The sequence below is a fragment of the Sphingopyxis sp. genome, from assembly GCF_050725655.1.
Classification (GTDB): Bacteria; Pseudomonadota; Alphaproteobacteria; order Sphingomonadales; family Sphingomonadaceae; genus Sphingopyxis.
The window spans coordinates 1-12,444 of record NZ_JBOHHT010000029.1 but is presented as its reverse complement, the minus strand read 5'-3'; the positions used below and the strand labels follow the sequence as shown (position 1 = coordinate 12,444).

Annotated in this window: 10 protein-coding genes, 2 tRNA genes and 1 pseudogene; 8 read left to right on the top strand and 5 right to left on the bottom strand. The window is 64.1% G+C overall.

Translation table 11 applies throughout. The features are described from left to right. The coding region (locus tag ACREBX_RS03635) for a hypothetical protein (protein WP_431560391.1) at window positions 1–1,782 on the bottom strand (1,782 nt) is incomplete at its 3' end. A 131-nt stretch (window positions 1,783–1,913) separates the two neighbouring features. On the opposite strand from ACREBX_RS03635, the gene ACREBX_RS03630 reads away from it, so the two are divergent. Further along, on the top strand, window positions 1,914–2,147 hold the full coding sequence (locus tag ACREBX_RS03630; RefSeq protein ID WP_431560390.1) for an Hpt domain-containing protein: 234 nt from the start codon (window positions 1,914–1,916) through the stop codon (window positions 2,145–2,147). 203 nt (window positions 2,148–2,350) lie between these two features. Then, window positions 2,351–3,652, top strand: a complete 1,302-nt coding sequence (locus ACREBX_RS03625) for a tetratricopeptide repeat protein (protein ID WP_431560389.1) — start codon at window positions 2,351–2,353, stop codon at window positions 3,650–3,652. A gap of 70 nt (window positions 3,653–3,722) precedes the next feature. Here the strand turns inward: ACREBX_RS03625 and ACREBX_RS03620 are convergent, their stop codons facing one another. Beyond that, on the bottom strand, window positions 3,723–4,196 hold the full coding sequence (locus ACREBX_RS03620) for an Lrp/AsnC family transcriptional regulator (RefSeq protein WP_037510868.1): 474 nt from the start codon (window positions 4,194–4,196) through the stop codon (window positions 3,723–3,725). A gap of 169 nt (window positions 4,197–4,365) precedes the next feature. Between ACREBX_RS03620 and ACREBX_RS03615 the strand changes: the two genes are divergently transcribed. From ACREBX_RS03615 to ACREBX_RS03600, 4 genes are all read left to right on the top strand, one after another. Further along, window positions 4,366–6,006, top strand: coding sequence for a histidine kinase dimerization/phospho-acceptor domain-containing protein (locus ACREBX_RS03615; protein ID WP_431560388.1), 1,641 nt, complete (start codon window positions 4,366–4,368; stop codon window positions 6,004–6,006). 39 nt (window positions 6,007–6,045) lie between these two features. After that, window positions 6,046–7,083, top strand: a complete 1,038-nt coding sequence (locus ACREBX_RS03610) for a polysaccharide deacetylase family protein (RefSeq protein WP_431560387.1) — start codon at window positions 6,046–6,048, stop codon at window positions 7,081–7,083. Between the two features lie 69 nt (window positions 7,084–7,152). After that, a tRNA-Ile gene (locus tag ACREBX_RS03605) sits at window positions 7,153–7,227 on the top strand. Window positions 7,228–7,296: 69 nt separating this feature from the next. Then, window positions 7,297–8,772 (top strand): M20 family peptidase, encoded by a 1,476-nt coding sequence (locus tag ACREBX_RS03600; RefSeq protein WP_431560386.1) that lies wholly within the window; start codon window positions 7,297–7,299, stop codon window positions 8,770–8,772. A 43-nt stretch (window positions 8,773–8,815) separates the two neighbouring features. Here ACREBX_RS03600 and ACREBX_RS03595 read toward each other — a convergent pair. The 3 genes and pseudogenes from ACREBX_RS03595 to ACREBX_RS03585 all read right to left on the bottom strand — a co-directional run. Then, window positions 8,816–8,892 (bottom strand) — tRNA-Pro (locus tag ACREBX_RS03595). A gap of 16 nt (window positions 8,893–8,908) precedes the next feature. Continuing rightward, window positions 8,909–9,256, bottom strand: coding sequence for a hypothetical protein (locus ACREBX_RS03590; RefSeq protein WP_431560385.1), 348 nt, complete (start codon window positions 9,254–9,256; stop codon window positions 8,909–8,911). Between the two features lie 203 nt (window positions 9,257–9,459). Further along, window positions 9,460–9,945: pseudogene (locus ACREBX_RS03585) on the bottom strand (M28 family peptidase); the annotation flags it as partial. 192 nt (window positions 9,946–10,137) lie between these two features. Between ACREBX_RS03585 and ettA the strand changes: the two are divergent. Together ettA and ACREBX_RS03575 are read left to right on the top strand one after the other, a co-directional pair. Further along, window positions 10,138–11,817, top strand: a complete 1,680-nt coding sequence (gene ettA / locus ACREBX_RS03580; protein ID WP_431560384.1) for an energy-dependent translational throttle protein EttA — start codon at window positions 10,138–10,140, stop codon at window positions 11,815–11,817. A gap of 58 nt (window positions 11,818–11,875) precedes the next feature. Beyond that, window positions 11,876–12,280: a PaaI family thioesterase gene (locus ACREBX_RS03575; RefSeq protein ID WP_431560383.1), complete on the top strand. Its 405-nt coding sequence runs from the start codon at window positions 11,876–11,878 to the stop codon at window positions 12,278–12,280. The last annotated feature ends 164 nt before the right edge of the window (window positions 12,281–12,444 follow it).

Sequence of the window (12,444 nt, the reverse complement as noted above, 5' to 3'; positions counted from 1 at the left end):
CGCCTGCATGGTCTCGCGGGCGCTCGTCACCAGCTTTTCGAGCGTCAGGCGCGCTTCGTCGGCAGCCGAATCGGCAGTGGCGCGAACCTCGCCGAGCGTCGCGATCATGCGCGCGCCGCCTTGTTCGGCGAATTCGTCGGCGCCTTCGCGCAGCTTGGCGAGCGCCGCTTCGGCATCGGCGAGCGAGCTGTTGATGCGGTCGACAAGCTCTTGCTGGCTGGTCGCATGACCCGTCATCTGCTCCTCGTTCGCCTTGAGCGTCGCCTGGACGGCATTGACATGCGACGCCGTCGACTGCGCGACGAGTTCCGACGCGTCGAGGATCGGGCGGAGCTGCGACAGCGCCGTCTGGGTGGTCTTGCCGTGCGAGGTGATGCGGTCGAGCGCGTGCGGCAGCGTTTCGTCGAGTTCGCGCGTCACGGCGTCGAGCGCGAGCAAGAGCGATTCGGCATGAGTGATAAGCTGATGCGCGGAGGCATTGCCGCTCTGCACTTCCTGCATGAATGCGCTGAGCTGCGCCTTGGTGTCGTCGATCGTGCGGCCGATCACCCCCGTGCTGGCGCTGACACTGACATCGAGGATTTCGAGCTGATTGCCGACTTCGGTCACATGCGCGGTGATGCGCGAGGCGAGCGCGTCGCTGGCGTCGGCGTGGGCCGAGAGCTGCGCGCCCATCGCATCGCCGGCATCGCGGGCGAGGCCGAGCTTTGCATCCATTAGCGCGCCGGCGTCGTCGACGCCTTCGCGGAACTGCCGCCAGCTTTGATCCATCCGGTCGGTCATCGCAGCGACGGTCGAGGCCATATCGTCGCGTGCCGAGGCCGCAACATTCGTTATTTGCGCGAGCACTGCGTTTTGCTCGTTGGTGACTTGCGCCGACGCGGCGAGCAGATCCGATTCGGTTTCCTTTGTCTGTTCCTGCAATGCGACGATCGCCTCGAGCAGGGTCGCGGTCGATTCGGTGCCGGTCTGCGCCGCCTTTGCGGCCTCCTCGCCGAGCGCCGCGAGCCGGGCTTCGAGGTTGGCGCCCTGCTGGTGCGCGACGAGTCCTGCCTCGCGGAAATTGACCGCGAGCCGCTGCGCGACGTCGTCGATCCGCGGCAAGCCGGCGAGCAGCCCGTCCATCCGCTGCAGCGCGACATCGCCCGAGCGCGCGAGCTGGTCGTGCGCATTGGCGATGACCGAGGCGTTGCTGGCGAGCTTGTCGCTGCTCTCATTGAGCCGCAATACGGTGTCGAAGCCGAGCTGCTGGACGATCTTCGCCTGATCGCCGAGCTGCTTCTGCGCATCGGCCAGATGCAGGCCGAGCGAATGCATCGACTGGTTGAGCGCCATATTCTCTTCGCGAAGCGCGGTCGCGACACGGGCGAAGCGCGCCTGTTCGGACCGGCCCGATCGGAGCAAGGCCATCCACAGCACCGCGAGCAGCGTCAGCGGCATCGCGATCGTCGCGACGAGAGACGGCCAGGCGGAAAGGGCCGGGCTGCGTGCAAAGCCGCCCGTTGCGACGGAAAGAACGAACCCCATCCAGCCGATCGCCAGAAGGATGAGCAGTGCGGGGGCTACGCGTTCGCGCCAGGCCAGCGCAGCGCGTGGCGCTTCGTCGATATCCTCGGCGTCATTGAGCGAGGACATGTCGAGCCAATTCCGTTCGGTGGGCGCCTCGGTATCGGGCGCAGACGCGGCTTCGGGCGCCGTCACTTCTGCCGGTTCCGCGCTGACCGCTTCCGGGTTCGTCGCGGAATTCCGCCACAAACCGACGATTTTCTTTTCCCCCGTCATCCTGCCATCTTAGCATCAAATGGCCGCCATGAAACGGAAACTTAACTACAAGCTGCCAATCCTGTGGAATGTCTTTCGACAGCGGCCCTCTCGACCGATATCTCAGCGCGGCTTTCGGCGATGACCCGGCTATGGCGATGGATCTGCGCGCCGCCTTTACCGGCAGCGCGCGCGACCTGTCCGACCTGATGCGCCGATCGCGTTGCGATGCGAACTGGGAAATGGCGGCAATCCGCCTGAAAGGGCTCGCCGCGACCTTCGGCATCATCCCGCTGATCCAACTCGCCGAAGCGGCGATCGAGGGCGCGCCGGGCGACCCGGCCGTGCTGCGTCAGATCAGCCTGGCAATCGACGCGATCGCCTGACCGCCGTCCTGACGGACGCGGTCCCGACCGGCAGACCGGGTTCAATTTCGGTTCAGCCGCTTTTCTCCATTCAAATATCGATACCGCCTGTCTTGCCTTGGCAACGCGACGGGTTTAGCCGCGTTAACGACGCGCGGCCGAACCTGCGTGCGCCAAAGGTGCATGCTTGGGCGAAGGCGGCCGAGTTCAAAGGAGAGATTTCGATGTTCACCCGTTTCCGCTCGATGCCCGCAACGGCGATGGCCGCTGTGCTGGGCTGCGCGCTGATGGCGACTGCGACCCCGGCTACCGCTCAGAAGAAAGAAAAGCCGAAGAAGGAAGAAGAGGCGAAGGGCAAGGGCCTGTCGGCGAGCAAGGGGTTCGGCCCCGCGCTCAAGAAAATGACCGACGCGACCACCGCAAAGGATGCCGCGACCTTGCAGGCGGCGCTGACCGAAGGGCAGGGAACCGCCACCACGCCCGACGACAAATATCTCGTCGCTTTCTACCAGCTCCAACTCGGCATCTTGAACAAGGATCAGGCGATCCAGAGCCAGGGCCTCGATGCGATGCTCGATTCGGGCATGACCCCGCCGGAAAGTCTCGCGGTCTACAGCTTCTTCTCGGGCAACTTCGCTTATTCAGCGAAGGATTATCCGAAGGCGATCAAGCGGCTTGAAGCCGCGCGCGCCGCGGGTTCGACCGATGGCAATCTGCCGGTCCTGCTGATGGACAGCTATCTGAGCTCGGGGCAGGTCGATCAGGGCATCGCGACTGCCAAGACCGCGATCGAAGCGAGCCGTGCCGCCGGCCAGCGCCCGTCGGACGAACTGTATGTTCGGCCGATCAAGGCATTGCAGGCCGCCAATCGCACCAATGAAGTGCTCGACCTGATGACGCTGCGCATGCGCGACTATAATCAGCCCACCGTCTGGCGTCAGACGCTCTTCACCTTGTTGCAGGCCAACCCCGACAAGGAAATCGGGCTCGATGTTCTCCGCCTGATGCGCGCCACCGGCGCGATGCAGCAACGTCCCGAATATGCGGAATATGCCGCACTTGCGACTGAAGCTGCCCTGCCGGGCGAGGTCGTGTCGCTGATCAAGGCCGGCAAGCAGAGCAAAGTGATCCCGGACAGCGACGCCAAGTTCAACGAGCTGCTGAAGAGCCAGTCCGAGCGTATGGGCGACGAGGAAACGACGTTGACCGCCTATGCGCAAAAGCCTTCGACCCTGTCGAATCCGAAGGTTGCGGGCGCCACGGGCGACGCGATGGTCGGCTATGGCCGCTATGGCGACGCCATTCCATTGTACAAGGCGGCGCTGGCCGCCGACGGCGACAAGGAATTGTGGACCTATCGCCTGGGCGTCGCGCAGGCCCATTCGGGCGACGTCGCGGGTGCGAAGGCAAGCTTCGCGCAGATCAACGGCCCCCGCAAGCGGCTTGCCCAATTGTGGACGGCCAAGATCGATGCTCCGCCCGCTGCTCCGGCCGCTCCGGCAGCGGCCCCCGCGACCGGCAGCTGATCGGTTCGGCCTGGAAAAAGGGCGCCGCTCCGATGGGACGGCGCCTTTTTTATGCACCTTGTGCGAACGATCAGGGTTCGACGGGAATTCCGGCGAGCTGTTTTGCGGTGCGAATCGTCAGCGATGTTTTGACGCTGGTGACGTTGGGCGCTGACGTCAGGTGCGCGGTCAGGAACGACTGGAAGCTCTGCAGATCGCGCGCGACGACTTTCAGCAAAAAGTCGATCTCGCCGTTCAGCATATAGCATTCGCGCACCTCGGCGAGGCCGCCGACATAATCCTCGAACGCCTTCAGGTCGGATTCGGCCTGGCTGCGCAGACTGACCATCGCAAACACGGTAATTCCATAGCCGAGCTTCGATGCATCGAGGTCGGCGTGATAGGATCGGATGACACCCGATTCTTCGAGCGCCCGGACCCGGCGGAGACATGGCGGAGCCGTCAGCCCCACCATCTGTGCCAGTTCGACATTCGTCATCCGCCCGTTTTTTTGCAGCTCGCCCAGTATCTGCAAATCAATCTGATCGAATTTCTGACTAGCCATCATTGAAACATCCGCTTTCCAAAACTGCGATGACCATAATATTATTTCAGGCGATTGCAATTGTCCCACAATGCGACGTGGACGGTTAAGGCACTTTCATGACCGGATGATTCACGCTAGCCGGTAAGCATATGCTAACCAACGACCAGGGCTGTGGGGCTGATTTCGCGTGACTGCTGACTCGATGATTGCGACCATCTTGCGCCAGGCGCCTGCGGATCGCCGTGCGAGCATCAATGCCTGGCGACAACTCACCGATATTCTGGCTCAGCGCGGTAATCAACTGTGCGATGACGATATTCGCCGCAGCCTGCATGCGCTCGCCGTGCTCAGGCCGCGCGTCCCCGAATCCGTGCGCCGAGACTGCGCGCGGGCCATCGCGCGCCACGGCCGTTTCGCACCGCTCGTCGCGCTTTACGCCAACGATGTTCCGGCGGTGTCGGCGATCATGCTGCGCGATGCGCGGCTCGCCGAAACCGACTGGCTGGCGCTGCTGCCGACGACGAGCGCGATGGCGCGATCGGTGCTGGCGGGACGCTCCGACTTGCCGCACGGTGTTTATCGCGCGCTCGCCAGCCTTGGCAGCGCGTCGGTCGCCTTGCCCCAGCCTGAAATTCTGGCTGTCGAAGAGCCTGTGCCTGCAACCGAAGCGGCGCCCGAGCCCGCGACCGAGAACCATCCGAGCCAGATCAGCGAACTCGTCCGCCGGATCGACAAATATCAGTCGAGTCGCGTCCAGCCGACGCAATCGCGCGCGCCGCGCGCGGCATTCCTGTTCGAAACCGGCCCCGATGGCGTAATCCACTGGGTCGAGGGCGTGACGCGCGGCGCGGTGATCGGCCTGTCGATCGCCGAAGCGGCCTATGGCGGCGAGCCTGGCACCGATGGCGTCGCTGCCGGCGGCTTTCGCCAGCGCGCCGAAATCATCAATGCGCGGATGCTGCTGGAGGGGACTCCGGCGGATGCGGGCGAATGGCGTTTTTCTGCGCTGCCCTGGTTCGATCCGGCGACGGGGCAGTTCCGCGGTTACCGCGCGAGCGCGCGCCGCCCACACCGCAATGAAATGCCCTATGGTCGGCCGACGGCAGAGGATTCGGGCGATTCGATCCGTCAGCTCATCCATGAGCTTCGCAGCCCGCTGAATGCAATTTCGGGTTTCGCGCAGATTATTTCGGGACAGATGTTCGGGCCGGTCAGCCACGGCTATCGAGGGATGGCCGAGACAATCGTTGCCGATGCCGCGTCGGTACAGTCGATCATCGACGATCTGGAGACCGCGGCACGAAGCGGCTCGACGGGCACCGGCGCCCGGTCGGAAGAGGTGGTCGACATCGGCGTGGTGGTAACGCAGGTCGAAAGCGAACTTGCGGCGCTTCTCGCCGACCAGCGCGTCGATCTCAGCATCTCGCGGGTCGGGGGACCGTTCCTCGGGCTCGCCAGCGACGCCGATGTTCGGCGGATGGTCGGCCGTCTGCTGACGGCGCTGGTCGATGTGTCCGAACCGGGGGCAATATTGGTCGGGCAATTGGTGACCGAATCGCGACACGACGACATGCTCCAGCTGCGCATCGTCCGCCCCGCGACGATCCGCTTTGCCACGGCGGCAGACCTGCTCGACCCGGGCTTCAGCCCCGAAGGCGAAGCGCCCGGTGCCGCGGTGCTCAGCCTCGGTTTCTCGCTCCGTCTCGTCGACAGCCTCGCGCGCGGCAGCGGCGGACGCCTCGATATCGGGCATAACGCCTTGACCTTGCACCTGCCGTCCGCCAACTCGAAGGCCGAAGTCGGGCTGGAAGCCCAGCAAGGCGAATAGGCCGGTCGGCCGAGCGTATATGTCGCGGCAAAGGGGAGCATGGTGCAGCCTGCGGGCAATTTCTTTGCATATCCGGCCGCATCGGACCTGATCGAACTGGACGCGGGCGAGCGTCCCAGATTTTGGGTCACGATCGATACCGAAGAGGATTTCGACTGGGCCGCGCCCTTCGCGCGCACCGGTTATCGGCTCGCCTCGGTCCCCGCGCTCGCCGAATGCCAGGCTTATTTCGAGCGCGCCGCCGTTTCGCCCATCTATCTGGTCGATTGGCCCATCGTCACCGACGACCGCGCGGTCGAGATTCTCGGGAGCGCGCAGGACAGCGGCTGCTGCGAGATCGGGGCGCAGCTTCATCCCTGGGTGACGCCGCCGCACGACGAGGATGTGAGCGAACGCCACAGCTATACCGGAAACCTGCCGGCCGATTTGCAGCGCGCGAAAATGAAGGCACTGCGCGATGCGATCCGCGATCGATTCGGCATCGCGCCCGCCGTCTATCGCGCCGGGCGATATGGCCTCGGTCCCGACACCGCGGCGATGCTCGCCGAACTGGGATTCCGCTGCGACACGTCGGTTCGCAGCGGGTTCGATTATCGCGGCGGGCACGGCCCCGACTATCGCGCCGCGCCGCTGCATCCCTGGTGGGTTCGCACCGGGCAGGGCAAGGTGCTCGAAATGCCCGTCACCACAGTCTTTGGCGGCCTGCTCGGGGGAGCGGGGCGCAGCGTGTATCACCGCGTCGCGCGTAACGGCACGTACGCCGGCGCCGCGCTCGCGCGTCTGGGGCTCGTCGAACGGATCGCGCTGACGCCCGAGGGGATTCCCGCCGAACGGGCGTGTAAGGCGATTGATATCGCCATCGAGGCGCGCCTGCCGGTGCTCGCCTTCTCGTTCCACTCGCCATCGCTGCAACCTGGCAACACGCCCTATGTCCGCAGCATCGCCGATCTCGACCTCTTCTATCGCTGGTGGGACGTGGTGCTCGATCACCTCGCACGCCGCGGCGTGGAGGCGACGACCGCCGCCGAAATATTGGCGATGGCCGAACGAAAGGCCCATTCTAAGCCAACCTCCTGATCGTTGGCGCTTGCCAATGCGCCGCGGCCTCCGCTATCGCCCGCACACCCCCACCGGGTTTCAAAAGGGGGGCCTGTAGCTCAATGGTAGAGCCGGCCGCTCATAACGGCTAGGTTGCGGGTTCGAGTCCTGCCGGGCCCACCATTTCCCCCACCATTTTCCTTGCAAATCGAAACCGATACCTCTCCACTCTACTGACAGAAGGAGAGGGACATGGGGAAGCGGCGGACGATACTGCTCGGGGGTCTTGCGGTCATTGCAATTGTGGCGGGAACGGCGATGGTGCGGACCGCGACCTTCGCGCCGGAGGACATCGCCGACGGCAGCGACATCCGGCTCGCCGCAGCGCCGACCTATGATCTGAACGCCGCGGTCGGACATCTCAGCGCCGCGGCGCAGATCAAGACGATTTCGCACCAGGATCCGGCGGAGAACGACGTCGCCGAATGGGACCGGCTGCACAACTGGCTTTCGGCGACCTATCCCGCGACACACCGCGTCATGACGCGCACCATCCTCCCCAACCGCACGCTCATCTATCATTGGCCCGGCAGCGACACGTCGCTCGCGCCGATCATCGTCATGGCGCATCAGGACGTCGTGCCGGTCACCGACGGCACCGAAGGCGACTGGAAATATCCGCCCTTTGCGGGGACGATCGCCGAAAAAGCGGTATGGGGCCGCGGCACCGTCGACGACAAAGGCTCGCTGGTCGGTCTCTTCGAAGCGATCGAAGCGCTGGCGGCCCGGGGATTCCAGCCCAAACGCGGCATCTACCTCGTATCGGGGCACGATGAGGAAGCCGGCGGATCGGGCGCCGTCGCTGCCGCCGCCAAATTGAAGGCCGAGGGCGTTCGCGCGCTCTACACGCTCGACGAGGGCAGCGTGGTGCTGCGCGACACGCCGGTGATCGACGGGCCCGCCATCCTGATCGGCGTCGCCGAAAAGGGCTATGCGACGCTCAAGGTCACCGCCAACGCACCCGGCGGGCACAGCTCGATGCCGCCCGCCGAAACGGGCGTGACGACGCTGGCGCGCGCCGTGCTTGCCATCACCGAAAGCCCGTTCCCGATCGAGATGCGCGGGCCGGGCGCGGCGATGGTCGAAGCTCTTGCGGCGCACAAGGGCGGCACGACGAAGCTGGCGGTCGCGAATCAGTGGCTGCTCGGTTCGGTGCTGAAAAAGCAGCTTTCGGCATCGCCATCGTCGGCAGCGGCCTTTCACACGACGATCGCGCCGACGATGCTGCAAGGAAGCCCGAAAGAGAATGTCCTGCCGCAATCGGCGACCGCGCTGATCAACTATCGCATCGCACCGTGGAACAGTTCGGCCGATGTCATGGCGCGCGCCAAGGCCGCAGTCGACGATGCGCCGGTCGAACTGAGCTGGGTCAAACCGCCCAACGAGCCCTCGCGCGTGTCGTCGAGCAGCTCGCAGGGCTGGAAATATGTCGTGGCTGCCGCGCGCGCCGATGCGCCCGACGCGGTCGTCGCGCCCTTTCTCGTCGTCGGCGCGACCGACAGCCGCAGCATGGAGCCGATCTCGGAGGATGTGTACCGCTTCATGCCGATGCACTTCACGCTGAAGGAAACCGCGATGATCCACGGCACCAACGAGCATATGACGATCGACAGCTTCAAGCGCATGATCGACTTTTATGCGCGGCTGATCGCGACCTCCGCCGGATAATTTGGGGCCGCACAATCTGGGGGCTGCCGATTTGGGAAGATAGTGGTCGGGGAGACAGGATTCGAACCTGCGACATCCTGCTCCCAAAGCAGGCGCGCTACCGGGCTGCGCTACTCCCCGACTACTGCCCCGCGCCTTAGACAGGGCAGGGACGCAAGTCCATCCCGCCTTTGTTGCGGGCAAAGAAAAAGGCGGCCTTCCCGAAGAAAGACCGCCCGTTTCTCGTTTCAGTCAACGCCCCGAAGGGCTGCGACTTACTTCTTTTCTTCAGCCGGAGCAGCAGCGGCCGGAGCAGCAGCGGCATCAGCCGGAGCAGCAGCGGTTGCAGCAGCGTCAGCCGGAGCAGCAGCTTCTGCACCAGCAGCAGCAGCGTCGGCACCAGCAGCAGCGGCTTCAGCGCCAGCAGCAGCGGCGTCGGCGCCTTCTTCAGCAACAGCTTCAGCAGCCGGAGCTTCCGTGGTGGCTTCTTCAGCAGCCTTTTCACCGCAAGCGGCGAGGGCGAACATGCTGGCAGCAACGGCGATAGCAGCGAATTTCTTCATGATGTGTGGGCTCCCTAAAATGCCTTACCGCGTTGGGGAAACTTTCCCTTTCGCGAGCCGCGGGATTTAGCCGTTCCGCATGAATCGTCAACAAAAATAATTGAGATGGTCGGGGGCGGCGGTATTCTGTCATTTCTCCGTCACACTAAGGAAGCTCGTCGCTCGTGCTGTTCGCCAGAATCGCCAGAGTCGCGGCCCAAACTGTCACATTTTGCCGCAATTGCGCGGGGTCGATCTTATCAAGCGTGTCGTCGGGCGTGTGGTGGATGTCGAAATAACGTGTCCCATCCTGTGCCAGATCGACCGCCGGAACCTCTGCCTGCACGAGCGCACCAATATCGGCGCCGCCGTTCGCCGGCTGCTTACCGCGCACGACCCCGAACGGCATCAGCGCGGCGGCAATCCGCTCGGAAAGTGTTTTGGCGCTGTCGGGCAGCTTGAAGTCGACCCGCCACACGCGGTCGGCGCCGAAATCGGATTCGAGCGCGACTGCATGCTTTTCTTCGCCATGCGCATCGAAATAGGCTTTGCCGCCGAACACGCCGACTTCTTCGGCGCCCGCCCACAATGTGCGGATAGTGCGGCGCGGCTGGCCCGCCGACATGACATGCTTCGCGGCCGCAGTGACGATCCTCGCAGAAGGAGAAGGGCGGCGATCCCGGCTAAGCGGGTTGAGGTATGGGGGATTTTCATGCCGCTTTCGTAACGGCGCGCCTCGCGCGCGCATGCGCCGATTGCCAATCGCGCGCCCATTCGCTAACCGGCGCCCAACTCAAACTCTCCCGGCCGCCTCACGCGGCCCAGTCCCGACCGGAGCATATCCATGGCCGCCCAATATAGTTTCGTGATGAAGGGTCTCAACAAGACCTATCCCGGCGCGCAAAAGCCGACACTCAAGGATCTGAGCCTGCAATTCTACCCCGATGCCAAGATCGGCATCGTTGGCCCGAACGGCACCGGTAAATCGACGCTGATGAAGATCATGGCCGGGATCGACAAGGAATTCACCGGCGAGGCGTGGGCGGGCGACGGCATCACCGTCGGTTATCTGGCGCAGGAGCCGCAACTCGACCCGACCAAGACGGTCAAGGAAAACGTCATGGACGGCGTCCGCGGCGTTGCCGACATGATGGAGCGCTTCAACGAGATCAGCACGCTGATGGCCGATCCGCCCGCCGACGCCGATTTCGACGCGTTGATGGAAGAGATGGGCACGCTCCAGGAAAAGATCGACGCGGTCGACGGCTGGACGCTCGACAACCAGCTGGAGATCGCAATGGAAGCGCTGCGCTGCCCGCCGGGCGATGCGAGCGTCGAAAGCCTGTCGGGCGGTGAAAAGCGCCGCATTGCGCTCACCCGCCTGCTGCTCGAAAAGCCGTCGATCCTGCTGCTCGACGAACCGACCAACCACCTCGACGCCGAAAGCGTCGCGTGGCTCGAAAAGCATCTGGTCGACTATCCGGGCAACGTCATCCTCGTCACCCACGATCGCTACTTCCTCGACAATGTCGTGAACTGGATCCTCGAACTCGATCGCGGCCGCTATTTCGTCTACGAGGGGAACTACTCCACCTATCTCGAAAAGAAGGGCAAGCGCCTCGAGCAGGAATCGCGCGAAGACGCCGGTCGCCAGAAAGCGATCAAGGACGAGCTCGAGTGGATCCGCCAATCGCCGAAAGCCCGTCAGGCCAAATCGAAGGCGCGTATCAAAAGCTTCGACCAGTTGGTCGAGGCGCAGGAAAAGCGCATCCCCGGCAAGGCACAGATCGTCATTCAGGTTCCCCAGCGCCTTGGCGGCAAGGTCATCGAGGTCGAGAATATCTCGAAGGCGTTCGGCGACAAGCTGCTCTTCGAAAACCTGTCCTTCTCGCTCCCGCCGGGCGGCATCGTCGGTGTCATTGGTCCGAACGGTGCCGGTAAATCGACGCTGTTCAAACTGATCACGGGGCAGGAAACCCCCGACAATGGCAAGGTGACGATCGGCGACACCGTCCATCTCGGCTTCGTCGACCAGAGCCGCGACGATTTGAAGCCCGACAACAATGTCTGGCAGGAAATCTCTGGCGGCGCCGAAATGATGAACATCGGCAAGCACGAGATGCAGACGCGCGCCTATGTAGGCGCTTTCAACTTCAAAGGCGTCGACCAGCAGAAAAAGGTCGGCCAGCTCTCGGGCGGTGAACGCAACCGAGTCCATCTGGCGAAGATGCTGAAGCAGGGCGGCAACGTCCTGCTGCTCGACGAACCCACCAACGATCTCGACACCGAAACGCTCGCCGCGCTCGAAGAAGCGCTCGAAAATTTCGCGGGCTGCGCGGTGGTCATCAGCCACGATCGCTTCTTCCTCGACCGCCTCGCGACGCATATCCTCGCGTTCGAGGGCGACAGCCATGTCGAATGGTTTGAAGGCAATTTCGAATCCTATGAAGAAGACAAGATTCGCCGCCTTGGCGACGATGCGACACGCCCGCATGCGACGTCGTACAAGAAGCTGACGCGCTGATCCGATGGCGGGGGAGGCGGTTCCGATTTCGGCGCCAACATCGTCGAGCGCAATCCGCATGGATGCGGATGCGCTCAACGCCTTCATGGCGGACGCTTTCCCCCATTCGGTGCCGGGTTCGCGCGGTCACGTCCTGTCAGCCGAGCCCGGCCATATTCAGGCCCGCTTCGATCCCGATGAAAAGGCGCTGCGCCCCGGTGGGCTGATTTCGGGGCCGACGCAGATGGGCTTTGCCGATATGGCGGCCTATGCGCTCGTTCTCGCGCATATCGGGCCCGTCGCGATGGCGGTGACGAGCGCGCTCAACTATCAGTTCCTCCGCCCCTGCCGCCCGGGATCGCTGTTCGCCGACGCGCATCTGCTGCGCCTCGGCAAGCGGCTGGCGGTGATGGACGTGCGAATTTGGACCGACGATGCCGACAAACCCGTCGGTCAGGCGAATGTGACCTACGCCATTCCGTGATCGAACTGGTGGAGCGCTTGTCAGCTAACGACCGGTTGCGGACACTTGGTCCTCCCTGTGCCGCAGGCATGGGGAGGTGGCAGCGCGAAGCGCTGACGGAGGGGCGTTAGCGCACCGTCGCTGCCCCTCCACCACCGCCTGCGGCGGCGGTCCCCCTCCCCATC